20 protein-coding genes, 1 tRNA gene and 1 other RNA gene are annotated in these 25,396 nt (G+C 36.6%); 15 read left to right on the forward strand and 7 right to left on the reverse strand.

All coding sequences use genetic code 11. From position 1 onward, the window contains the following. The first annotated feature begins 3 nt into the window (after positions 1 to 3). From IGJ41_RS04810 to IGJ41_RS04830, 5 genes are all read left to right on the forward strand, one after another. Positions 4 to 1,059 (forward strand): structural protein, encoded by a 1,056-nt coding sequence (locus IGJ41_RS04810; protein WP_438713983.1) that lies wholly within the window; start codon positions 4 to 6, stop codon positions 1,057 to 1,059. 11 nt (positions 1,060 to 1,070) lie between these two features. Beyond that, complete coding sequence (locus IGJ41_RS04815; RefSeq protein WP_104854291.1) at positions 1,071 to 1,787, forward strand: pyocin knob domain-containing protein; 717 nt, start codon at positions 1,071 to 1,073, stop codon at positions 1,785 to 1,787. A gap of 11 nt (positions 1,788 to 1,798) precedes the next feature. Beyond that, positions 1,799 to 2,197, forward strand: coding sequence for a phage holin family protein (locus IGJ41_RS04820; protein ID WP_002358058.1), 399 nt, complete (start codon positions 1,799 to 1,801; stop codon positions 2,195 to 2,197). A gap of 53 nt (positions 2,198 to 2,250) precedes the next feature. Next, positions 2,251 to 3,489, forward strand: a complete 1,239-nt coding sequence (locus tag IGJ41_RS04825; RefSeq protein ID WP_438713986.1) for a LysM peptidoglycan-binding domain-containing protein — start codon at positions 2,251 to 2,253, stop codon at positions 3,487 to 3,489. A 73-nt stretch (positions 3,490 to 3,562) separates the two neighbouring features. Then, positions 3,563 to 3,636 (forward strand) — tRNA-Ile (locus IGJ41_RS04830). 56 nt (positions 3,637 to 3,692) lie between these two features. On the opposite strand, the gene IGJ41_RS04835 is transcribed toward IGJ41_RS04830, so the two are convergent. After that, a complete protein-coding gene (locus IGJ41_RS04835; RefSeq protein ID WP_048955606.1) occupies positions 3,693 to 4,436 on the reverse strand; it encodes a hypothetical protein in 744 nt (247 codons plus the stop codon). A gap of 405 nt (positions 4,437 to 4,841) precedes the next feature. Between IGJ41_RS04835 and IGJ41_RS04840 the strand changes: the two genes are divergently transcribed. Continuing rightward, positions 4,842 to 5,327: a hypothetical protein gene (locus IGJ41_RS04840; protein ID WP_174098142.1), complete on the forward strand. Its 486-nt coding sequence runs from the start codon at positions 4,842 to 4,844 to the stop codon at positions 5,325 to 5,327. Between the two features lie 236 nt (positions 5,328 to 5,563). On the opposite strand, the gene ssrA is transcribed toward IGJ41_RS04840, so the two are convergent. Together ssrA and IGJ41_RS04850 are read right to left on the reverse strand one after the other, a co-directional pair. Beyond that, positions 5,564 to 5,930: a transfer-messenger RNA gene (gene ssrA, locus IGJ41_RS04845) on the reverse strand. Between the two features lie 138 nt (positions 5,931 to 6,068). Continuing rightward, the gene (locus IGJ41_RS04850) at positions 6,069 to 6,374 is read right to left on the reverse strand and encodes a DUF898 family protein (RefSeq protein ID WP_002375213.1); all 306 of its coding nucleotides are present in this window, start codon (positions 6,372 to 6,374) and stop codon (positions 6,069 to 6,071) included. A 334-nt stretch (positions 6,375 to 6,708) separates the two neighbouring features. On the opposite strand from IGJ41_RS04850, the gene IGJ41_RS04855 reads away from it, so the two are divergent. From IGJ41_RS04855 to IGJ41_RS04865, 3 genes are all read left to right on the forward strand, one after another. Further along, on the forward strand, positions 6,709 to 8,592 hold the full coding sequence (locus IGJ41_RS04855; RefSeq protein WP_173963590.1) for a collagen binding domain-containing protein: 1,884 nt from the start codon (positions 6,709 to 6,711) through the stop codon (positions 8,590 to 8,592). Positions 8,593 to 8,716: 124 nt separating this feature from the next. Further along, entirely contained in the window at positions 8,717 to 10,312 is a 1,596-nt protein-coding gene (locus IGJ41_RS04860) for an ATP-binding cassette domain-containing protein (protein WP_173963589.1), read from the forward strand. A gap of 69 nt (positions 10,313 to 10,381) precedes the next feature. Continuing rightward, on the forward strand, positions 10,382 to 11,116 hold the full coding sequence (locus tag IGJ41_RS04865) for a class I SAM-dependent methyltransferase (protein WP_104855639.1): 735 nt from the start codon (positions 10,382 to 10,384) through the stop codon (positions 11,114 to 11,116). Here IGJ41_RS04865 and IGJ41_RS04870 read toward each other — a convergent pair. The 4 genes from IGJ41_RS04870 to IGJ41_RS04885 all read right to left on the reverse strand — a co-directional run bounded on the left by IGJ41_RS04870 (position 11,113) and on the right by IGJ41_RS04885 (position 13,800). After that, entirely contained in the window at positions 11,113 to 11,514 is a 402-nt protein-coding gene (locus IGJ41_RS04870) for a YxeA family protein (protein WP_438713990.1), read from the reverse strand. The two genes, IGJ41_RS04865 and IGJ41_RS04870, sit on opposite strands and share 4 nt — an antisense overlap. A 109-nt stretch (positions 11,515 to 11,623) precedes the next feature. Further along, the gene (locus tag IGJ41_RS04875) at positions 11,624 to 12,976 is read right to left on the reverse strand and encodes an amino acid permease (RefSeq protein ID WP_002382100.1); all 1,353 of its coding nucleotides are present in this window, start codon (positions 12,974 to 12,976) and stop codon (positions 11,624 to 11,626) included. Positions 12,977 to 13,146: 170 nt separating this feature from the next. After that, on the reverse strand, positions 13,147 to 13,332 hold the full coding sequence (locus IGJ41_RS04880) for a hypothetical protein (RefSeq protein ID WP_002358046.1): 186 nt from the start codon (positions 13,330 to 13,332) through the stop codon (positions 13,147 to 13,149). Between the two features lie 180 nt (positions 13,333 to 13,512). Beyond that, positions 13,513 to 13,800, reverse strand: coding sequence for a hypothetical protein (locus IGJ41_RS04885; RefSeq protein WP_002390077.1), 288 nt, complete (start codon positions 13,798 to 13,800; stop codon positions 13,513 to 13,515). Between the two features lie 369 nt (positions 13,801 to 14,169). Here IGJ41_RS04885 and IGJ41_RS04890 point away from each other — a divergent pair, with 369 nt between their 5' ends. The 6 genes from IGJ41_RS04890 to addA all read left to right on the forward strand — a co-directional run bounded on the left by IGJ41_RS04890 (position 14,170) and on the right by addA (position 25,385). Further along, positions 14,170 to 14,931, forward strand: a complete 762-nt coding sequence (locus IGJ41_RS04890; RefSeq protein WP_075582634.1) for a (Fe-S)-binding protein — start codon at positions 14,170 to 14,172, stop codon at positions 14,929 to 14,931. Positions 14,932 to 14,943: 12 nt separating this feature from the next. Continuing rightward, positions 14,944 to 16,416, forward strand: coding sequence for a LutB/LldF family L-lactate oxidation iron-sulfur protein (locus tag IGJ41_RS04895; RefSeq protein ID WP_002358041.1), 1,473 nt, complete (start codon positions 14,944 to 14,946; stop codon positions 16,414 to 16,416). Further along, positions 16,409 to 17,128: a LutC/YkgG family protein gene (locus IGJ41_RS04900; RefSeq protein ID WP_002358040.1), complete on the forward strand. Its 720-nt coding sequence runs from the start codon at positions 16,409 to 16,411 to the stop codon at positions 17,126 to 17,128. Before IGJ41_RS04895 ends, IGJ41_RS04900 begins: the two co-directional genes overlap by 8 nt. Before the next feature lie 220 nt (positions 17,129 to 17,348). Next, on the forward strand, positions 17,349 to 17,897 hold the full coding sequence (gene lepB, locus IGJ41_RS04905) for a signal peptidase I (RefSeq protein ID WP_002358039.1): 549 nt from the start codon (positions 17,349 to 17,351) through the stop codon (positions 17,895 to 17,897). A gap of 110 nt (positions 17,898 to 18,007) precedes the next feature. Beyond that, positions 18,008 to 21,598 (forward strand): PD-(D/E)XK nuclease family protein, encoded by a 3,591-nt coding sequence (locus IGJ41_RS04910; RefSeq protein ID WP_173963587.1) that lies wholly within the window; start codon positions 18,008 to 18,010, stop codon positions 21,596 to 21,598. Further along, positions 21,591 to 25,385 carry a helicase-exonuclease AddAB subunit AddA gene (gene addA, locus IGJ41_RS04915; protein WP_438713993.1) on the forward strand — a complete coding sequence of 1,265 codons (3,795 nt, stop codon included), beginning with the start codon at positions 21,591 to 21,593 and terminating at the stop codon, positions 25,383 to 25,385. Before IGJ41_RS04910 ends, addA begins: the two co-directional genes overlap by 8 nt. Positions 25,386 to 25,396: the final 11 nt, after the last annotated feature.

Raw genomic sequence — 25,396 nt, forward strand, 5'->3', positions numbered from 1 at the left:
TTTTTGGCGGAATTAAGTTTATTTTATGATGCCGTTTTGCAAGATGATGGCACATACGATCGTGCTTATACATCGGCAGACTGGGCAAAATACTTTGAAAATATCTTTCGCAATGGCGTCATGATGTCAGTTGGTGAAGCATTAAGAGTGACTGCAGCTGATTCTGTTGGAATGAGAATTGTTGTAAAAGCAGGTTCAGCAAGCTTAAAAGGTTATCAATATATAAATACGTCTGCTTTTGCAGTACCTATTGACGTTGCTTCTTCAACACAAGATCGAACAGATTCAATTGTTGTTCGTCATGACTTGAACGCTAGACAAGCTTATGTAGCAGTCAAAAAAGGCAATGTCTCTGTAGAGCGCTCAACAGAAGTTTATGAAATCCAACTAGCAACGGTCAAAGTACCAAGGAACAGTTCGGCGATTACTGCAGATTTAATCACAGATAAGAGATCAGATGCAAAAGTTTGTGGTTATTCAACACCTTTTGCCAATGTTTCTGTATCAGGATTAGAAGCACAATATGAAGCAATGCTAAAAAAAATTGCAGAAACCAACAAGACGAGTTATGAAAAAATCTTAAATGATTTTAAAAACTACGTTGCAAAAGCACAAACCGATATGGATTCTAATATTGAAGAAATTATCCGCACAGGCAATGGAAAAGTAAGTGCCTTTGATGTCTTAGTCCACGAATGGTTTGCAGCTTTAAAAAATGAATTAGATACAAATCAAGCATCAAATTTACAGAATCAAATCAATGAAATGAAGGCCACGGAAGACCTGCCAGCTATTGTCTATAATTTACGTAGTTATCCTAAAGTACAAGTTTTGTACTGGGAGTATGGCATTGGACTAGCAGGGCTAGCTAATGAGCCGACAGGTCTAGGCGGTAGCAATGTGAAAAAGATTCCTCACAGTGTAGAATATCTTGATTTATTCAGCTTTAAAGTTAAAGTACCAATGAACTTTAAATTGGTAAATCCAACAGTAACCAAAATAGATAATAGAACTATTCGTTTTATTGAAGCATACAAAGTTATAGAAATTAGGTATTAAGGAGGAAAAGAATGTATACATTTAAAAAAGGTGATGCAGACTATCAAGTCATGCTGAACGAAAACTTTAGTGAAATAACGGATGCTTTAGAAAATGGCGCACTGGTTTCTAAGAAAACCGTTATTAAGGCACAGGACTGGGATGAAATTTTAGACAAAGGAATTTACACCGTCTTCGGTGCTTCTGGCGCAAATAGACCTTATTCGGGTGCAGCTTATGGTGCTTTAGTTGTTTATGCTGATAATACATTTGTAAGTCAAACGTATATGTATAAAGGTGAAACATACACCCGTAGCAGACAAGGGAGCCCTGCCACGTGGACACCATGGAATAAATTAGCTAATGTAAGTCAGCTGAATAATGAAGTGCTGCTAAATAGACAGCCTATTAAATTTTCTGATGGCACAGTCACGTTGCTCGACAATGTAAGCAACTATGAGGCAGTAAAATTTATTTGTGAATATCAAGGTAATCGAACAGATGCTACCATCCTGAATAATAAATCTGGCGAAATAGATATTAGAAGTTCTGCAATTAACATTTACGATGATCCTACAAGCAATGGTTGGGATATGGGAGAGATGCTAATTCATGTTTCTAATAATAAAATTAATTTCACGTATGCAAAAACTATTTCTAAAAGTGGAACTATTGAAACAAAAACAGATAATCTTAGAGTAATTCATGTTATTGGAGTTAAGAAAGCTCCTCAACTACCTGGAAATTAAGGGAGCTTAATATGGAAAAATATTTTAACCACCTATCAATTGCAGCAAGTATTGTAGGTGGTATTTGCGTTAGCTTTCTTGGGGGAATGGATCAGTTGCTAGATGTTTTGTTATTTTTGATGATTGTTGATTTTGTAACAGGTTGGCTTAAAGCAATCGCTACTAAATCACTATCAAGCAAAATAGGTATGTTGGGAATCGCCAAAAAAGTAATGATTTTATTTGTAGTGGCAGTTTCTGTGAAAGTTGAAAGTATTGTAGGGAATAATATTCCTATTAGAGAAATGGTGATTATTTTTTACATTGCGAATGAAGGTATTTCATTTTGCGAGAATGTATTGGAATTCATTCCTTTACCTGAAAAGTTAAAGGATTATTTTATTCAATTACGAAATAAAGACAAGAATTGAAGCGGCTTGTGTCGTTTCTTTTTTTGTTTAAAAAATAGGAAAGAGGTTTTTAAATGAAAAAGAAAATTTTAGCAGGAGCGCTTGTCGCTCTGTTTTTTATGCCTACAGCTGTACTCGCCGCTAAAGGAGATCAAGGTGTGGATTTGTCTATTTGGAATGGGTATCAAGCAACATTTGGTTATGCACATGATAAATTCTCAATTTCACAAATTGGTGGGCAAAACAACTATGGGATTTATGATCAAGTTACTTATTCTAGTCAAGTAGCTAGTACGATTGCTCAAGGTAAACGAGCGCATACGTATGTATGGTGGCAAAACGTCCTTACCTACGAAAATGCAAAGCAAGTATTAGATTACTTTTTACCTAAAGTTCAAACACCAAAGGGATCAATTGTCGCCTTAGATGCGGAAGACGGCGTTCAATCGACGGATGTAACGCTATGGGCGTTAGACTATATCAAAGAGGCTGGATATACACCGATGCTTTACGGATACAAAGGGTATCTTACTTCATCTTATGATTTATCACGAATTGCAAAGAAGTATCAATTATGGATGGCAGAATATCCAGATTATGAAGTGACACCTTATCCAAATTACAATTATTTTCCTTCATTTGAAAATATCGGTATTTTTCAGTTCACGTCAACCTACGTTGCAGGAGGGCTAGATGGTAACGTTGATTTAACAGGTATTACTGATAATGGTTATACAAAGAATAACCAACCAGCAACAAACACACCAGCTATTGAGGAAGGTAAAGAAGTAGAAAATACGCCAAGTTCCGATGTTAAAGTGGGCGACACTGTTAAAGTGAAATTTAGTGTTGATGCTTGGGCAACTGGCGAAGCTATTCCGCAATGGGTAAAAGGAAACAGTTATAAAGTACAAGAAGTAACTGAGAGCAGAGTATTGCTTGAAGGTATCTTGTCATGGATCAGCAAAAGCGATATTGAATTATTGCCAGATGCGGCAACTGTTCCTGATAAACAACCAGAAGCGACTCATGTGGTACAATACGGCGAAACATTATCAAGCATTGCTTATCAATACGGAACAAACTATCAAAGATTGGCGGCTTTAAATGGATTGGCTAATCCAAATCTTATTTATCCTAGTCAAGTTTTGAAAGTCAATGGATCAGCAGTAAGCAACGTTTACACGATTCAATACGGTGACACATTATCAAGCATTGCAGTTAAGCTTGGCACGACTTATCAAGAGTTAGCACAACAAAACGGTTTAGATAATCCTAACGTGATTTATCCAGGACAAACGTTGAACTATTGATAGTTTTAATATAAAATAAGGATACACTTATTAAATTTCTCTTGAGTCGTCTTCCCCAAGGCGGCTCTTTTTAGGACCATTAGCTCAGTTGGTTAGAGCAAACGGCTCATAACCGTTCGGTCGATGGTTCGAATCCGTCATGGTCCATAAGAACATGATTGATAATTTTTCAATCACTAACAAGAAATAATTGCTTTAATACATTATTCTAATACAGGTATGCTTTTATAGCCTACATAATTAGATGCCACATTATAAAAAGCTCTTTCAGTATTATCAAAGTTGAGTAAGTTTAATTTTTTAGTTAAAATTTTATCTCGAAATTCATCTACGGGGACTTTTTCTAATGCACTTAGCTCTTCTTTGGTTGATTTAACAAGCATGTAGTTATCTGTTTCTCCGTTATCATTATCAATTTGAAGAAAAATTTGATAATTATTAGGACTATAGGGGACATAGAGCATTAAGTCGTGAAATAATTTATTACCGTCTTTACCTTCATTCATGTTAGCGGTAAAAAAGTTATCGGCGATACGAGCTAGAGTTGAGAAAGTTTTATTTATTAAATCTGGTTGGGTAGCTAATTCATCTAATGCATTCGGTATCTCTAAAGAAGCAGTGTCATTAATGAGTTTAGTTGAAAAATAAGCCTTACTATCATTGTTAGTCAACTTTTCGTAATTTATATAGGTAATTACTATAGGATCAGAATTTTGTTTTTGAGATTTATTTTTTAGTCCAATATAATAGCCTTCAAGGTTTGACAAATTTGTTGAAAAAATTTTTTTTGAAGAAGGTTTAGTTTCTTCTTTATGTTCTTCAACAAGCACTCGTTTTTTTGAGTTTTGATTAAGTGCAAAACATCCTACTGTAATGATAACAAGCGATAGTATAATTAATTTTATAGGTAGTTTTTTAGTTCTAAAATTATCATGGCCTAAGTGCACTATAATTCCCCATTTCATAAAAATTTTATTGATTCAAGTATATGTCATTTTATTATATCATAAACTTTTTCAGTGATTCGAATTAGTTAATTGGAATTCAGTATAAAATAACGTGGATTTTCAATTTTTCGTGGGCAGAAACGTGGGCATAAAGTTGTAAAAGTTACTCAAAGTTGTTTAAACACAAGACATATAATTGTTTATCTTAAGCGAATTTAAGTTAATTCTTATTGTTATTTAGTAACTCGTAACGCGTAGGTCACAGGTTCGATCCCTTTATGGTCCATAGTAAAACACCTAGCTCTCTTTCTTATGAGAGATAGGTGTTTTTTTGTTATGTTAATATTTTTTGTTGAAAAATAGAACAAACGTTCGTATGATGTTTCTGATAGGAGAGTGTATCAGATGGTGAGACGAACTAAAAAAGAGTTTAAACCTTACAACGATTATGTTGACCGTCCTTTTGAATTAAAGTGGCCAACGGCGTTTCCGTTAGGCGAATTAACTGAAGCAATAAAGAGTACTGATGAATATCACGCTCGCAATATCGAGAGACTGCCGCAGCAATCCCAAAACCAAATAGAATATTTTTTAGATCGCTCAATTAAACAAAATAAGGTACTAGAAATTCAGCTGAACTCATTAGATGAATATGATCGTGTTAAACCACATGTTTTTGGTGTTTTCCGTGGGATGGCAGAATTCGATGTTGTGCTGATTGGTGAACAAGAAATCGATTTTTACGATATAAGACATATTCAGATTCATAATTTCACGAAATGGAGTGAAGAACATATACCTGAAGAAAATCCATTCGAGGAAGAACCAGAACACTGCGAAACAATAGATGAATTTGTGGACGAATATTTCGATGATGAATGGATAGAATAATTAGAAATGTAAAAGTTCTACTTCTCAATCATGGAGAGTAGAGCTTTTTTGTATGTAAAATATGCGAATAGTATTTGATGAAATAAAAATAGACTTTAAAATGATCAGAATGCAAAACCAGTGCAAAATATTTTGCATTTCTCTTCTTTTTTATCCTTTTCTTATAGAAATTAAAAGAGCTAAAACCTTTATTTTATAAGGTTTTAGCTCTTTTTTGTTTTTCTCTACTTTTCTAAAAATGGAGACGGCGGGAGTCGAACCCGCGTCCAAACATATTGCCACTTAAATCTCTACGTTCATAGACACTCATTTAAAGGTTCGCTTTACAGCGTGCCGAGTGACAGGCATTCTGTATTGCTAGTCTGGTAAGCTCTTCTAAATTTTACAGACGGAAAAATTTAGCGTATCCCACTTCGATTAGGACCCTGACCCGAGCACATGGGCGATGCCGGGAGGATCTTCGCTAGCTGGTTTTTAGGCAGCTAAAGCGAAAGAATTGTTTTCGTTTTTAGCAGTTATATTTAACTGTAACGTTTTAACGTAGCCGTAACCTACGAAACGCAATTCAAGCTCAACTATGCCTGTCGAATCCGTAACGCCCCCGAAATAACATAAGTATCCCTTGATACTTATCAAAGTATAGCATAAATTCCTTGTTTTTTCAAAGAGTAGGATAACACTCTGTTAGATATTCATAAAAAGAGGAAGGATGGACCGTAACTCAGTTCATCCTTCCTCTTTTTATGCAAGTGTGTGGGTATGTTTTGTAATCCATTGTTGCAAACGGATATTCAACCAAAAACCATAAATTCCTAAAGTAATTATAGTTAATAAAAGCCATTTAATCCAATGACCGAATAATTGCATAGCTGTACCGTCAAAATAAAGGCGTTTACCATCAATAACGGTATGCTTGATTTTCCAGTTGTACATCATACAAATTCCCCAAGGTGCGCAAATGCCTAATGTAAAGACAGTAATCAAGGTTGCTAAAATTGAAGTCCCGATATACGTGGCTAAACCACCGTCAAAATATGAATTTTTCATTCTTTTCCTCCTTATCTCATAACTTTTATTATAACAAGAATAAATGGCCGGGGAAACAAAATGAGGATGAAATAAGTATTTTTATTCATTATTGATGTGAAATATGTTATTTATGCAACTCAAACTTGGCAGCATTAGATATTTTGTAACAAATGTTATCTAATGTAACTACCATAATAAAACGTTTTCCTTAGGAAGTGAATTAGAAATTTAAAAAAAAGGCTACTTAAATGAGCATTAATATTGTACGAGACATATCTTTTTGCTATTGTCAACTTCTGAAAAAGACCACTAAGTGGAAAAAATAAGAGAAAAGAAGGGTGAATAATTTTTTATGACAAAAAGTGTAAAATTTTTAGTGTTACTGTTGGTAATGATTCTACCAATTGCGGGGGCGTTATTGATTGGTCCAATTTCGTTTGGCGCCGAATTGAGCAAAAGTTCAATCGTTGACAAAGTAGAATTAGATCACACTACTTTATATCAAGGGGAGATGACCTCCATTAAAGTATCTTTTAGTGACAAAGAAAATCAGAAAATAAAACCTGGAGATACTATTACTTTAACTTTACCAGACGCACTAGTTGGAATGACCGAGAACGATGGTTCACCACGAAAAATCAATTTAAATGGTTTAGGGGAAGTTTTTATCTATAAAGATCATGTTGTAGCAACATTTAACGAAAAAGTTGAATCTTTACATAATGTGAATGGGCATTTTTCTTTCGGGATTAAAACGCTTATCACCAATAGTTCGCAACCGAATGTGATAGAAACGGATTTCGGAACAGCAACGGCGACTCAACGTTTGACGATTGAAGGAGTGACTAACACAGAGACTGGCCAAATTGAGCGAGACTATCCGTTTTTTTATAAAGTAGGCGATTTGGCTGGAGAGTCAAATCAAGTACGTTGGTTTTTAAATGTGAACCTCAATAAATCCGATGTCACTGAAGATATTTCAATTGCGGATCGACAAGGAAGTGGTCAACAATTAAATAAAGAGAGTTTTACATTTGATATTGTGAATGACAAAGAAACTAAATATATTTCACTTGCCGAGTTTGAGCAACAAGGTTATGGCAAAATTGACTTCGTAACAGATAATGACTTTAATTTACGTTTTTATCGGGATAAAGCACGCTTTACTTCCTTTATCGTCCGTTACACTTCGACAATCACAGAAGCAGGCCAACATCAAGCAACATTTGAAAATAGTTATGACATCAATTATCAACTAAACAATCAAGACGCAATGAATGAAAAAAATACATCACAGGTTAAAAATGTTTTTGTAGAAGGCGAGGCAAGCGGCAATCAAAATGTGGAAATGCCAACAGAAGAAAGTCTAGACATTCCTTTAGAGACAATAGAAGAATGGGAACCAAAGACACCTACTTCGGAACAGGCAACAGAAACAAGTGAAAAGACAGACACAACAGAAACCGCAGAAAGCAGCCAACCAGAAGTTCATGTTTCACCAACAGAAGAAGAAAATCCAGATGAAAGTGAAACACTAGGCACGATTGAGCCAATCCTACCTGAAAAACCAAGCGTAACAATTGAAGAGAATGGCACAACGGAAACTGCAGAAAGCAGTCAACCAGAAGTCCATGTGTCGCCAACGGAAGAAGAAAATCCAGATGAAAGTGAAACGTTAGGCACGATTGAGCCAATCATACCTGAAAAACCAAGCGTAACAACTGAAGAGAATGGCACAACAGAAACTGCAGAAAGCAGCCAACCAGAAGTTAATGTGTCGCCAACGGAAGAAGAAAATCCAGATGAAAGTGAAACGTTAGGCACGATTGAGCCAATCATACCTGAAAAACCAAGCGTAACAACTGAAGAGAATGGCACAACAGAAACCGCAGAAAGCAGCCAACCAGAAGTTCATGTCTCGCCAACAAAAGAAATTACTACAACTGAGAAAAAACAGCCATCCACAGAAACAACTGTGGAGACAAATAAAACTATTACATCAAAAAATCAACCACAAATACTAAACGCTCCATTAAACACATTGAAAAATGAAGGAAGCCCACAGTTGGCTCCCCAACTGCTTAGTGAACCAATTCAAAAATTAAATGAAGCAAACGGGCAACGAGAACTTCCCAAAACAGGCACAACAAAAACACCGTTTATGCTAATAGCAGGAATACTGGCAAGTACATTTGCCGTTTTAGGTGTAAGTTATCTACAAATCAGAAAGAATTAACAATAGAAAAGCCATCCAGCTTTCGCTGGGGGGCTTTTCTATTATCTGGAGATAAATTGCTGATAGGCGCCAATCAAAAACTATGCTACAGTAAGGTATGTATTGCTCGAAAAGGAGGGAGTAAATGACTAAAAAAATATGGTCGCACTTTCAGAAAAGCTTCACTTGGTACATTTTGATTGGTGTGATTGTTTCATTATGTAGTGCTTTAGCAATTTATTTTTTTCAACAGTTGTTAGATCATTATCAAAAAAGTTTCCAACTAGGGTTGTTAGTAGCGTATGGAACGACAATTATTTTAATTCCGCTATTGTCTTACTGTGAACAGAAACCGAAAGCTTACTTAACTAATGGCATCTATTTCTATTTGAAGAAATTAAGTTTAATAAAAATGAGCAAGATTTCCTATGAAGAATATCTAAAACTGGGAGCGGGAGCTTTACTACAAAAAGTAGAAGTTGGTGCAGCAGCTGGGAGAAATATCCACTTGAATTTTTATGGACGCTTATTTCGAGAGCTAATTCCAGAGACGTTATTTAATTTATTTTTCATAGCATTGATTGATAAAAAATTACTGCGAGCAATTCTAATTGGTTATGTGATTGTATTTATTTTAACCAAAATACTTTTGAAAACGCTACAAAAAATGAAAGAAAAAACACTTATTTCTGAAGAAGCAATGAATGCTACTTTGATACGAGGGATGACAGAACTAGTAACTTTTAGAATTAATCGAAAATATAAAAAAGAGATTGAAAATTACGCGTTAATGGCAGAGGAAAATAGTCAAAATATAACAAAAATGACTATGATCCATGAATTTTTCTTTGGCTTTTTTGCTTTGTTAGTCGCACTTATCAAAGTAAGTATTGTCGTACTTAGTTTTACTAACGTCGTGACGTTAAGTTTAGGTGGACTTGTAGCGATAGTGATGTATATCGATCGAATTTATACGCCGATAGCCATATTTAATGTTTTATTTGTTCAATATAATTTGGATAAAGTAGCCTATCAGCGCTTGGAAGATTTTTATAAAAAAGAAGATGATCCTGACTTAGCGGTTTCGGGCAAAGCGTTACCTGAAATTCAAACAATTTCATTAAAAGATGTGTGTTTTAGCGTAGATAGTCAAACGATTATGTCCCAACAAAATCGACAATTTTCAATGAATAAAATCTATGGCTTGATTGGAAAAAGTGGGACAGGCAAATCTACCCTGATTAAATTGATTTTAGGATTATTGAAGCCGACAGAGGGGACAGTTTATGTGAATCAATTTCCTCTAACACAATTTAATTTGGAAGATTATTATGAAAAAGTTTTTTATTTATCTCAAGATGTGCCAATATTTCAAGGAACGTTGAAAGAAAATATTGTATTGAATCAAGAAATTTCTGATGACCAAGTAATTGAAGCTATGTATCGTTTTCAGTTGGGGGAACTTTATGAACGGTTACCGGAAGGCTTAAACACTATTGTGAGTGAAAAAGGAATGAATTTTTCTGGTGGCGAGAAACAACGGATTGCTTTCACACGCTTAGCATTTACACAAGCAGAGATCCTTATTTTAGATGAGGCGACTTCTGCATTGGACGAAAAGACCGAAGAAAAAGTGTTACGAGAAGTACAAAAATTTACCCACAATAAGTTGACTATTTTGGTTACTCATCGACCTAAAACCCTGCGATTTGTAGATGAAATTATTGATTTAAATGAGTGAACTTGTTAGCTCTTTGGCGCTTCTTTTGCTACACTTTTTATAAGAATTGAGAGAAAGGGGCAACTATTGATGAATAATAATGAGCAAGAATTAGCGGAATTTTGGGATGAATTTGCAGAAGAATATGAAGAAATTCAACAAGAATCGCCATTTCCAATTGCCCGAGAATTACGTGATTTCTTGGTCCAAGAAGGTCTTTTTCCGTGTCAGACATTTCTGGATATTGCAGGTGGGACAGGACGATACTTACCTTTTTTTCAAGAGCAAGTCACGGAGTATACGCTAGCCGATATTTCTCAGAGAATGTTGGAGATCGCGGAAGCAAAAGCACCAAGCAACGTTGTTTTTCTTCACCAAAGCCAAGAAAGACTGATTGAGACTGGGAAAAAATTTCAAGTCGTTTTTTCAGCGATGAACCCTGCTTTGGATACGCCGGAAAAAGTTAATGCATTGTGCCAATTAAGTGAGAAATGGTGTCTTATATTTCGGCTAGTGGAAGAGCAAGATTCGTTATTTTCTCCTTTTGAGCAAGAGAGCAACCCGCAGTTAAATTGGATGGCAAAATACAAAGCATTTCTAAAAAAAGAACAGCGACCTTTTTTCACAAAAAAATTTTTCTTTGAAGCATCAGAAACTATTTCAAAAGACTTTTTCCGCAACTATTTTGAAGAACAATGGTCAGTTACAATTTTAGAACAACGCGTACAAGAAATTTTTGGTTCTCATGAAATTAAGCAAAATCAGCGTACCATTATTTATGAATTAATTGTTATTCCATGTAAAAAAACAACCAGCGATGACTAATTATCGCTGGTTGTTTTTCGGTTATTTAATTGTGCGAAAGCTTTTTCTGGAATCTCTTTTTTATCAATTTTGACAGGAGATTGGATGATTCTTTTTTTACTAATGGTTGCTTCTATGTAAGCATTTGGTTCCAAAGGTTGCGGATTTTTGTCTGTCCGTTCGTAATCCATGACTTGTGTTTTTCCATTACTTTTAACAAAAGTTAGTCGATAGTGTAAAGAATATTGACCATCTATGCTTTTTTGATTGTCATCTACTGTTTGTTTTCGTTCAGTAATTTCTAGAGGAACTTGTGCATAGGCTTTTTCACCCTTATATGTATCTGCATAATAACGATAGCCTGTATAACCACCAACAATCAATAAGCCAATAAATAAAATAGCGCCGATTTTTTTCATTTTTTCTCCTCCTAACAATTTACAAAAATAGCATAGCAAAAGAAGAAGGAGATGGAACATCGAAAAAACGAACAGTTCTCTTACAAAACTGTTCGTTTTTTCAGTCTATTTAGCTTTCATCAGAGAGTAGAAAGGAATCATTTTTCTTACGATAACTAAAGAAAATAACAAAGTACAATAGGCCTGTTAAAAGAGTAACGCCTAACGAATTTGTAAATAAGATGCCAATAAAGATGAGTCCTAAAATGATTAAAGCAAGGAGATTAATACTTTTTTCAAAGAGAGACCCTCGTTTTAAAGAAAGAACAAACGCCGCAGCGCTAATTAAAATCCAAATTAGCAAGACAGTGTAAGAGAGAGAACCGGCTAAGTAACCAAATAATTCATCGCCAACAAAATAAGAAAGAATAACGCCTAGATATAAAACACTGGCGCAGAAGAAAACTGAACGTTGAGGTACTTGGTGCTTGTTTAAAACCGCAAGTTTACTCATGGGTCCTTTTTTATCTTTTAAGCGAAAATATAAAAGGCGAGAAGAGGCGTATACTCCAGAATTAATAGAAGAAAACAAGGCTAAAATAATCACAAAATTTACGATGTCAGCAGCAAAAGGAATATTCATTTTTTCAAAAACCATAACAAATGGACTCACCGTTGTGCCTGCTAATGTATTCCAAGGGAAAATAATCAAAAGTAAGAATAATGGAATGATATAGAAGGAAATAATCCGTCCCATCACACCACGAATCGCTTTAGGAATGGCTTTTTTAGGATCATCTGCTTCACTGACAGTAATCGCGATTAATTCTGAACCGCCATAAGAATAAATAACTACTAATAAAGAATTAACAATACCTTTCATGCCATGTGGGGCGAAGCCACCATGATCGGTGATACTTTGTAAAGTAGGGAAGACACCACTGCCTAGCATTTGTTGTCCCACCAGATAAACACCAAAAATAATTAACAAAATGATGACACTAATTTTAGCAAACGCCAACCAATATTCTGTTTCTGCAAATAAACGAACCGAGTAAAGATTGATGAGCGTCGTTAAAATAGCTAAAATGAAAACAAAAAACCAAGCAGGAATATTAGGAAACCAAAGTTGTAAAAAGGAAGCTGCGGCAACCGCTTCTGCGATAATATTAATTGTCCACATGGAATAATAAACCCAATCAATAAAGTCAGCAGAATGTGCACCTAAAAATGGTCGAACTAAGCCAGACAAACCATGATGTGTGTCTCCGCCATCTAAAACAAGTTTTCCTAAACCACTCATGACGATGAAGAGAACAGCACCGCCAATTAGAAAGGCGATTAAAACAGAAGGACCAGCAATACCAATTGCTTCGCCACTTCCTTTAAAAAGACCTGCGCCAATCGCTCCCCCTAAGGCTAACATCGTAATGTGGCGCGAGCTTAATTGTTTTTTTAAGGTTGTTTGTTGTGTTTCACTCATAGGATTCTCCTTTAATTGAAAAAAATAATATGAAAATAACTTTCTTTATTATATACAATTTTCTGACAATTACAACTATTCTGTCAATGAAAATGAAAAAATAAGTGAAAAATATTATGAAAATAAAAAAATCGAGCAATTTAAGTGATTAAAATCGCTCAATTTTTTTATTAATTTTTATTTTTTAATAGAGTCATAATTGTTAATGGAACAGTAATGACTACATAGCCGATGATACTAGCCACTACTAAATAAGCTATAGGACTCGAGAAATTAAATAAGTCCGTTAAAAGTATTGCGACAATCATTGAAATAGCATAACAAATGAATAATTGAATAAACCGCTTTGCAGACAAAAAATCACCTCTTCCTAATTAGTTAAAGTCTCTTTTCAATCATTTAGTATACACCTGAAAAGAAGAATAAACTATCATTAATTAAAAGAAAAAGTGAAACAACTAGCGGATTTTTTGTTCAGCTGATTATCTTAAGAATTAGAAAATGGGACATAAGTCATTTCGACTTATGTCCCATTTTCATTTATGACGTTGGCTTCGTGTAAATTGAGAAGTCTCGTCCTCTCTAGTGGTTGGTTTCTGTGTTCGTTGTACGGCTTGCTTTTCCGGCTCGCTCTTTTTTGCAACATCAGTCACAACATTTGGCTTCTGAGAAGGGGGAACGGTTGTTTTTTTGTTTAAAGTTGGCGTAGTTCTTTTTGTTTCTTTCTTTTGTTTCTTTTTATTATTTTTATCATTTCCAGTGACTGTCAAATAGATAATCAGAAAAATCATTAGGATCGTTGCAACAATTAATAGAATAAACATGTTAAATGAAATGAACATGCATGGCCCTCGTTTCTCGTTTTTTCTTAGTTTACCAAAATTTCAAAATTTCGTCACTCTTTTCTTCAGAAAAAACGAATTTCAAAGGGGTTAAAAGAAACTTTTATAAAAAAGCCTCCTTTTTTGTGTGAAAATGCACAAAATTTCTGGAATCGTTTGCTGTTAAAACCAGATACTGGTAAAATAATTATTGTATAAGAATCATTTTAAAAAACGATTTTTGTTACAAATAACGTATTTGTTGAAAAGGCACTGTGAAGTAGTTAGAGACGACAGCCAAGTGACTTTTAATGACAGCCGCCCAATTAATTTCATGGAGCCTTTTCGTAGAAAACGAGGAGGTTATTTTGCGTGAAAGTGAGTATATTTTCGACATGCGTGGTGGATTTACTTTTTCCAAATGTAGGGCAAGCAATGGTAGAGGTTTTGGAACGGTATGGCTGTGAAATGGTTTTACCAACAAGCCAAACGTGTTGTGGTCAGCCAACGTACAATAGTGGCTATGTGACAGAGAGCACGACAACGCTTAAGAATCAAATTGATAGTTTTGACGGTGCCGATTATGTGGTGGGACCTGCGGGGTCTTGTGTCGGCATGATGAAAGAATACCACAAATTTTTAGCAGATGATCCTATTTATGGACCAAAAGCACAACGTTTAGCTGAGCGAACTTATGAGTTTAGTCAGTTTCTTTATCGTGTCTTAGGGGTCAAAGATGTTGGCGCAACGTTACATGGGAAAGCCACTTATCATCGTTCTTGTCATATGACGCGAATTTTAAATGAACGAGAATCGCCTTTTGTTTTGTTAGATCATGTGAAAGGATTAGAAATGATTCCTTTAGGACATCTTGAAAATTGTTGCGGATTTGGCGGAACGTTTTCAGTGAAAATGCCAGCTATTTCTGAACAAATGGTGACGGAAAAAATGAACGATGTGATTGATACAGGCGCAGAAATTTTAATTAGTGCGGATATGGGTTGCCTGATGAATATCGGGGGTAAATTCAATCGTGATGGGAAAAAGATTAAGATTATGCATATTGCAGAAGTCCTTAATCACGAAGTGGATGAATCACGCATGGACCAACCACAAATCATATCGGTAGGGTAAGGGGGAAGAACTGTGGGATTATCAACGAGCAATAAGCCGTTAAGTGAACGAATTGAAGAAAGTAAAAAAGATGTGTTTATGCAAAAGGCTGTCGCCAAAGCACAAGATGCCCAATGGGAGAAACGAGAAGGTGCGCGGGAAGCTTTAGGCAATTGGCCACAATGGCGTGAACTGGGAGAACAAATTCGCCAACATACAATTCAGTATCTGCCTGACTATTTAGAAGAGTTCAGTGATAACGTCGCCAAACGAGGTGGCAAAGTCTTTTTTGCTCAAACCGCCGAAGAGGCCAATGAATATGTGAAACAAGTGGTTCTAGAAAAAAAGGCGAAAAAAATTGTGAAATCTAAATCAATGGTGACGACCGAAGTCGATATTGATCCAATGTTATTGGGATTAGACGATGTCAGTGTGATGGAAACAGACTTGGCGGAATTCATTTTACAAATGGATGACTGGGATGAGCCGTCACATATTGTTTTCCCAAGTATTCATAAAAATCGCGAACAGATTCGTCAGGTTTTTGCGAAAAAATTAGGGTATCAAGGAGATAATGACCCGGTAAATTTGGCACGCTGTGCACGAGAAGTGATGCGCAAATTCTTTTTGGAAGCGGAGATTGGCATTACAGGTTGTAATTTCGCTATTGCGGATAGCGGCTTAATTAACTTAAATACAAATGAAGGAAATGCTGATTTGACCATCAGTATTCCTAAGACACAAATCGTGTTAATGGGAATGGAAAGAATCGTACCAACAATGCGTGAAGCAGAGGTTTTAGATAACCTTTTAGCCAGAAGTGCCGTTGGTCAAAATTTAACAACGTATGTGACGTTTGCCGGGCAAAAAAATGCGGATGAATCCGATGGTCCAGAAGAATTTCACGTGGTCATTTTGGATAACGGACGTTCAAAAGCGTTAGGAACAGCCTTTCAGCCAGTCTTACAGTGTATTCGTTGTGGGTCTTGTCTGAATGTTTGTCCGGTCTATCGCCATATTGGAGGGCACGGTTATGGCTCTATTTATCCAGGACCAATTGGTGCTGTGCTTTCTCCAATTTTAGGTGGATATAAACAGTTTGGGGAATTGCCTTATGCGTCTAGTCTTTGTGGGGCATGTACGGAAACGTGTCCTGTGAAAATTCCATTGCACGAATTATTAATTGAACATCGTAAAGTGATGACCGATGATCTGAAAATGAAACATGGATTTGAAGATTTCCAAATGCGTATGGTAGGTAAAGCCACTGGTTCACCAGCAATGTTTAAAGCAGCCATGAAAGTCGATCATGCTGCAGCGGGCATTTTAAGTAAACAAAAAGAAATTACTGTTGAAAACATGTATAATCATGGGGGCTACCTTGATAAAGGACCAGGGTTAGTAAAAGGTTGGACCGATGTTCGTGATTTGCCAAGACCACCAAAATCTTCAGAAAACTTCAGAAGTTGGTTCAAAAAACATCAAGAAGGTGAAAAAAATGACTAACGAAGCGATTCAAAATCGAGAACCTTTTTTACAAAATCTACGAGAAAAATTAGACGTAGAAAAACAGCCTGTTTCGGCCCATCCATTTGAGCCAGTTAATCATTTACCAGAAGAACAGTTGGCAGATAAAACACCAGCAGAGCTATTAACGATTGTGAAAGAACGTGTGGAAACGATTCACACGAACTTAGTGGAAACCACACAAGAAAATTTACTGACGACGATTCAGCAAATTGTTGCTGAGTTTGGTGGGGGCAATCTTTTATTGCCAACAGATGCACGTTTTGAAGCCTATGGATTAGCTGATTTAGCTAAGTCATTAGAGGCTGTTTCTGTTAAGCAATGGCAACCTGGAAGTGAGCAACGAGAAGCGAATATTCAAACAGCTGCTCAGGCAAATATTGCGATTGCCTTTGCTGAGTTTTTACTAGCTGAATCAGGAACGATTGTGGTGGAGTCCAATGCGGGACAAGGCAGAGCCTTACATTTTTTACCGAAGCATTACATTTCAATTATACCGTTTAGCAAACTCGTTCCACGTTCGACTCAGCCAGCAGCTTTTTATACAGAAAAAATAGAAAAAGGCGAAAAAATCGGCTCAGCGATTCACTTTATTTCAGGGCCTTCTAATTCAGGAGATATTGAAATGCAACTGGTTGTCGGGTTGCATGGTCCTTTAGAAGTTTGTTACGTGGTTGTGATGGATCGCTAAAACGCTAGAAGCATAATCAATTCAGCCCTTTTTAGAATTGATTATGCTTTTTTTATGAGCAGGATCAAAAAAGTAAGAATCAAATTTGAAAGAAATACGTTTTTTTTCTGACCATTTTGTAAAAAAAGCGTACATAAAAATTAATTGGGTGTTAAGCACTATAGGATTGATTTACTTTGTGGTAGAATATGAGACATAAGATAATAAGGTTTTTGGAGGAATGAGTTTGAAATCAAAAGAATTAATTAAAACAGTCGTCTTTTTTGCCTGTTTAGCTTTGGGTCTGTTTTTACTGAGACAATTTGTATTTACGCCTGTCGTAGTGAGAGGTCATTCAATGGATCCAACGTTAGCAGATGGTGAACGGGTAATTACGTTAAAAAACACAGAAATTAATCGTTTCGATATTATTACTTTCCCAGCGCCAGATGAACCAGATAAAAATTATATTAAACGTGTGATTGGTTTACCTGGAGATACAATTGCGTACAAGGATGATACGTTGTACATCAATGGAAAAGAAGTTGACGAACCCTATTTAGATGAATTTAAAAAAGCCTTAACAGATGGTCAACCTTTGACAGGCGATTTTTCATTAAAAGAAAAAGTACCAGCAGATAGCTACTTTGTTTTAGGTGATAATCGACGGAATTCAAAAGACGGTCGTGTCATTGGTTTTATTCATAAAAAAGATATTTTGGGTGAAGTGAAATTTGTGATGTGGCCATTCTCACGGTTTGGTCCAATACCAGAAGTGTCAAAACAATAAAAGAGACAATGAGTAAAAGAGAAGGACGGAAATGTGTAAAAACAAACACATGTTTCCGTCCTTCTTTTGTGGTAAAATAAAGGCAGTGCAAAGGAAAAGGATGTGAAACCATGAGTGTGCAGTTTATTAGAGGAACCGCCGTGGCAGACTTAGAAGCGCCACTTATACAGGCGACAAAACAATGGCTAGAGGAAGACGCACAGCATGAAGTATTCTATTTAGTCCCGAACCATATTAAGTTTGAGCAAGAAATTCAAGTCTTGCAAAAGTTACGTCAATTACAGACAACTACGTCTGATTCAATAACCAGTACCCGTCTGCAGGTTTTTAGTTTTTATCGTTTGGCTTGGTACTATTTACAACATACACCTTTTTACTCGGCAGATGTTTTATCTGATGCAGGCGCTGCGATGATTTTCCGCAAAATTTTAGTAGAAGCAGAAGAAGAGTTACAAATTTTTAGAGGTGAAATTAACAAGCCTGGCTTTATTCAGCAACTATTTCAGCTTTATCAAGAAATGCGCGAAGGCAATATTGAAATTGCGGAGCTTTATCCATTTTTAGAAAAACAAACGGAGAACCCTAAAGGACAAGATTTACAACTTAAGTTTCAAGATTTAACGTTAATTTTTACGCGATTCCAATTGCAAATGAGTCAGTATGGCTATGAATCAGCGGAGATTATTCAACATTTAAGCGAGTATTTACAAACGGTTGATTTGTCGAATGTTCAATTCGTTATTTCAGGCTATCAGCAGTTTACTGCCAGAGAATTAAAGTTGATTGAAGTACTAATGGCGCAAGCAGGTTCTGTGAAAGTAGCCCTTTTATTGGACAAACAATATCCGCATGACTTACCTGATCCGCGGTCGTTATTTTATGAAGCGGGACAAACCTATCATCAGCTTTATCAACTAGCAAGACAGAAGCAAATCCCGATTCTTTCAGATTATGTGGAAAAGAAAGAGGTATTAATTACAAACCCAGACTTGCAAGGATTAAATGATTATTGGATTCAATCGCAAGAGCACCTGCCTCCATTAAGCACAACTGACCGGAGAGGCGATGGCTTATTTCTGTGGCGTGCTGAAAACGTTAAAGAAGAATTAACACATGTTGCAACCGAAATTCGCCGTTTAGTAGTGGAAGAAGGGTATCGGTACAAAGAAATTCAGGTGTTGACTCGTGATTTAGATTGTTATGAAAATTTATTAGAACCGATTTTTGCGGAACACGAGATTCCTGTTTATGTCGACCGAGATATGGCTATGGATCGGCATCCTTTAGTCGAATGGATTGAATCTTTATTTGCTATTCATTCGTACAATTATCGTTATCGCGATGTGCTCCGTTTTTTGAGAACGGAATTATTTATGCCAATGAATCAACTCGCTATTTCTGAAGAAAGCTTGACTGATTGGTTAAACCAACGGAATGCTTGGCGTAGAAAAGTTGATATTACCGAAAATGTGGTCCTGGCATACGGCTATGAAGGTTATTATTGGTCGCAAGAAAAAGATTGGGAATTTATTCGGTATGATTTTGAAGCGGAAGAGCAAGAAGATGTCGCTACGATGGAAGAAGAGTCAAATGCGATTCGTCAATCGCTTCAACAGCTGTTACCTAGTTACTTTCAAGCAATGATAAGTGCCAAAACTGGTTTGGAAGCAGCGACCGTCTTCTATCACTTTTTACTGCAAAGTGGTGTGGCAACACAATTAAAAATGTGGCGCTTACAAGCTATCGAAGCAGGTCAACTAGAAACAGCTCGTAACCATGAACAGACTTGGGATGCATTGATGTCGTTACTAGATGAATACGTCACTGTTTACGGAGAAAGTTCGTTTGATTTTACAACGTTTCAAGAAATATTTGTTAGTGGCTTGGAAGGTTTGCACTATAGTAAAGTGCCGACAGCGATTGACCAAGTACAAGTTCGCGCAATGGATTTAACGCGACCTGGCGCTGCCAAGGTTACTTTTGCTATTGGGATGACGGAAGAAATTTTTCCACAAAAGATTGAAAATAAAACACTATTGTCTGATGAAGAACGTCAGACAATCAATGATACTTTAACGGAAAACCAATATTTACGTGGGACAACCGGACGCAAAATTGCGCAAGAACCGTTTGTTGCGTATCTCGTCTTTTCTTCAGCGCGAGAACGGTTATATTTAACCTATCCAAGTGTTAAAGACACCGCTCAAGAAGTCAAACCGTCTCCTTATTTTAAAAATATCCAAAAAGATTTAAACTTGCCCGTTTTTGAAAAAAATGAAACAACCATTTTCGATGATGAAACGACCAGTTTAGCCCATATTAGTACGTATCGGACGTTAATCGGTGAATTAACGCGTTTGAAAAGACAACGGAAAGAAACGCAAGAAGGATTGTTGCCTTTCTGGTTAAATATGGAAAAAGCGCTAATGAACCAATCAATTGCGCCGCTAGCCAAGCAAGTTTTCGAAAGTTTAACGCATCAAAATATTCCTGAAAAGATTGATGAGGTCTTAGCAGAACCTTTATATGGTAAAGATATTTATACATCCGTTTCTCGGATGGAGAGTTTTTATCGCTGTCAGTATCAATACTTTTCTCGCTATGGCTTACGTTTGAAAGAAAGAGATGTCTTTGGGCTTTCGCCAGCAGCTACAGGGGAATTTTTCCATGAAGCATTGGATCAGTTCTTTAAATTATTGATTATGAATCAACGGAACTTATCTGAGCTAACCGATCAGGAAGTCAATTTATTGGCGGAGGAAGTACTAAATAGTATTTTAGGGGATGCACGTTTTTCTGTATTAACGACCTCTAATCGCATGAACTATATTCGCTATCAATTGAGTCAAACAATTAAAAAAGTCAGTTGGGCGCTGAAACGCCAAAGCCAACGAAGTGGCATGACGACTGTTCAAACGGAAGTGTTATTTGGCCAAATTGCCGCTAAAAAAGGAATTTCTGGTTTGGAATTACCATTAAAAAATCAAGGGAAAATTCATGTTCGGGGGAAAATCGACCGGATTGATCAATTGGTTACACCCGAATCAACCTATTTAGGTGTGATTGATTATAAATCGAGTCACCGTAAATTTAATATGACAGAAGCGTATTACGGCTTAGCCATGCAAATGCTGACGTACTTGGATGTGGCTTTAATGGATGCTGTGCAATTAGTTGGTCAAGAAGCTAAACCTGCTGGCTCACTTTATCTGCATGTACACAATCCTACGTTATCTTATGAAGGCAAAGACGACATTGAACAACAAATACTTAAAAAATATCAGTTTGATGGTCTTTTGATGAAAGACCCAGATTTATTGGATCATTTAGATACGAGTCTGCAAGCTAAACAAAGTTCATTGCTGTTTCCAATTGAAGAATCAGCCAAAGAACAAATTAAACCTGGTCGTCGCCAAGAAGATAAATTTGTGACAGAACCAGAATTAGGCGCCTTGCTTTCCCATAACCGAAATAAATTTATTGAAGCGGGGAATCAAATTATTGGCGGCGAAGTTCAACTTAATCCCGCTTATCAAGGCAAGGAACGGATTGCTTGTCGCTATTGTCCGTTTCGAAGTGTCTGTGATTTTGATGTGATGCTAAAAGAAAATAATTATCATCGTATTGAGAATTTATCCAAAGAGGAAATTATGGCGCGCTTGTTAAACAAAGATGAGGAAGGAGCAACCGAAGATGAGTAAAACAATTCCACTACGTCCAGCCAATGAGCAATTCACCGACAGTCAATGGCAAGCGGTGTTTGATGGCGATGAAAATATCTTAGTTTCTGCTTCGGCTGGCTCAGGAAAAACCACCGTTTTAGTCCGCCGTGTCATTGAAAAAGTCAAAAGCGGCGTCGATATCGATCGTCTCTTGATTGTGACGTACACTGAAGCCGCCGCCCGTGAGATGAAAGAACGGATCCAAGTGGCTTTACAAAAGGCAATGAATGAAGAACAAGATCCAGAAAGAAGACGGCATTTTTCTCGTCAAATTGCTCTTTTGCCAACAGCCAATATTAGCACGTTACATGCCTTTTGTTTAACTGTTATTCGTCGTTTTTATTATTTAATTGACATAGATCCGGTTTTTCGGATGTTAACAGATGAAACAGAAACATTGTTATTAAAAGAAGATGTTTGGGATGCATTACGTGAACAATTTTATGCGGAAAATCAAGAAGCGTTTTACCAATTAACAGCGAATTTTTCCAATGACCGTAGTGATGACGGACTCACTAACTTAATTTTTTCTTTTTATGAATTTGCCAAAGCCAATCCTGATCCAGAGGCGTGGATTAATGGCTTAACACAAGCCTACGAAGTAGGGGATCGGCTAGGCGAATCAACGTTATTTCAGACGTATTTAAAACCGCTAGCCGTTGAGACGTTACAACGAACTCTTCAGCGTTACGAAGAAATGGTGACCTTAACAGAGGGCGAAGAGAAACTTCAAAAGATTTGGTATTTAGCTCAAAATGAAAAGGAACAAACAAAACAATTTTTACAATTTTTAGAGAGAAATGATTTAGAAAGCGCCTATAATTTGACTGAATTGTTAAGCTTTGACCGCTACCCAACGGTTCGTGCCGAAGAGTTGAAACCAACCGCGGAACAAGCCAAACAGTTACGAGAACAAAATAAAAAAGCGTTAAATGATTTGAAAAAGCAACTGTTTACACTTTCTCCAGATGCCATGAAACAAGTCTTGAAAGAGGCCACGCCCATTGTTCAAGAAATGGCTCACGTGGGGAAACAATTTATGGAGGCCTATGGCGCAGAAAAACGGCTTAAAAATTTAGTGGATTTTAACGATTTAGAACATTATACGTTAGCTATTTTAGCGAAAAATCAGGCAGATGGCTGGCATGCATCAGAAGCCTCGGTTTACTATCGCGAAAAATTTGATGAAGTGTTAGTCGATGAATACCAAGATATCAATCAATTACAAGAATCTATTTTGTATTGGTTGCGCCGCCCGCTTAGCGCAGAAGGAAACCTTTTTATGGTAGGAGATGTGAAACAGTCTATTTATTCTTTCCGCTTGGCAGATCCTACATTGTTTATTGAAAAATACAATCAGTATGGGCAAGGCAAAGAGGGTAAACGAATCATTCTAGCTGAAAATTTTCGTTCCCGCAAAGACGTTTTAGACTTTACGAATTTAGTATTTAGTCAATTAATGGATGATCGAGTGGGCCAAATTACTTACGATGAGTCAGCTGCTTTGGTTCATGGTTTTGATCAATTTTCGGAGGCGGCTGATTATTCAACTGAATTGCTAATTTATGAAAAAAAAGCAACAGAATCAGTTGAATTTCCAGAATTACAATCCCCTGAGTTGTTGATTGAAGATAAGACAGAAGGGGAACTTTACGTTACTGCTTTGAAAATTCGTGAATTAATTGACCAAAATTTCTTAATTTATGATAAAAAGCTGAAAACGGATCGACCGATTACTTATCAAGATATTGTCTTATTAACGCCTACAAAGAAAAATAATTTAACTATTTTAGATGTCTTTAAATCATTAGAAATTCCAGTTCAAGTCAATGATGCTCAAAATTATTTCCAAGCAACGGAAATTCGTACAATGATTGCCTTGCTTCAATTGATTGATAATCCCTATCAAGACATTCCTTTGGCAGCTGTGTTACGTTCACCAATTGTTGGATTAAAAGAAAACGAATTAGTGCTTATTCGTTTGGCTAATAAGGAAACCAGTTACTACGAAGCATTTTTAACGTTTAATCAAAAGATGGAACCAACCATGGAGGAAGCAGTTGTTCAGGAAAAAACTATACGTTTTGCTGAATCATTAGAAAAATGGCGGGAACAGGCTCGACGCAACCAGATTAGCACCTTGCTGTGGACGATTTATCGGGAAACGGCCTACCTTGATTATGTTGGCGGGTTGCTTGTTGGCAAACAACGCCAAGCCAATTTATATGCGTTGGTGGATCGGGCCGCGGCGTATGAAAAAACAACCTTCCGCGGATTATTTCAATTTGTTCGCTTCATCGAAAAAATGCAAGAAAAAGACAAAGATTTAGCGGAACCAGTCGTTTTAAGTGAAGAGAATGCCGTACGCGTCATGACGATTCACGCTAGTAAAGGGTTAGAATTTCCGGTGGTATTCGTTTTAGATATGACCAAAGAATTTAATGTCAGTGATTTGAATGAACGCTATATCTTTGAAGAAAATTTAGGGGTAGGCATTCGTTATTTACAACCTGAAGAACGAGTTATGTACGATACTTTACCATTTTTGGCGATTAAACAAGTACGATTGAGAAAATTACTATCCGAAGAAATGCGGAAGTTATATGTGGCGTTGACACGTGCAGAACAGAAACTTTTTCTGGTGGGCTCCTATAAAGACCAAGCGGCGATGTGGAAAGAGTGGCTGAAAGTTGGCGATGTAGAAACACTGGTGCTACCAGCTGAAAATCGCTTGCAAAGTAAAAGTAGTTTAATGAATTGGGTTGGGATGACATTGGTACGCCATCAAAAAGCCGCTGAATATCAGCAAGAAGTAGTAGTAAGTAACGTTCCGCAAGTTAAAAAGCACCCAGCTAACTTTCATATTCAGTGGTTCAACGAAGAACAACTACGAGCAGCCATTCAGCAATTACAATTGCCAGAAAGACAAGCAGAGGATTTAGCCGAAAAAGCGCAATTATCTGCTGACAAAATCAATCGTGGCCTTGCACGGTTAAGTTTCAACTATCCGTTTGAAGTGGCTACTCGGACCACCAGTTATCAGTCTGTTTCTGAAATCAAGCGAGTATTTGATGACCCCGATAACAAAGAAATTGGTAAAATTGAGGTTCGGGAAGACAATACTATTCAAGCGCAACCGTTGATTGTCAATCGAATGATTGAAGGAGATTTAAGTAAGCCTAAATTTTTAGATACGGTTCAAGCGCCCTCAGCAGCTGAAATTGGGACAGCAACTCATTATTTATTACAACTAATTGATTTAAGTACACAACCTTCTTATGAAGAAGTGCGAGCTGTTCAAGAACGTTTAGTGGAAAATAAATTGATTTTACCAGCAATTGCTGAAAAAATGAATCTGGAACAAATCGTGGCCTTCTTTGACACCGCCTTAGGAAAACAATTGATTCAACACCATCAAACCGTTAGAAGGGAACAACCTTTTTCTATGCTGATTGAAGCAGAAAAGCTTATTCAAAATTATCCAGAAACGACACAAGATGATTTATTAATTCATGGGATTATTGATGGTTATATCGAATTAGACAATCAATGCATTTTGTATGACTATAAAACCGATCATGTAAAAGGCACCTCTCCCCAAGCGATTTCTGAAATTGTCGAACGGTATCGCGGACAGATGAATCTTTATCGTAGAGCGCTACAAGAGGCAACGCATAAAGAGGTGTCGCACGTCTATTTAATTTTATTAAATGGAGGAGTAATTATTGACATGCAGACAGGAAATGTTGTAGATTTTATAAAGTAGAAAAAATTAGA

Origin of the sequence: Enterococcus sp. DIV1537a (assembly GCF_051712085.1) — a bacterium.
In the GTDB taxonomy this organism is placed as follows: domain Bacteria; phylum Bacillota; class Bacilli; order Lactobacillales; family Enterococcaceae; genus Enterococcus; species Enterococcus faecalis.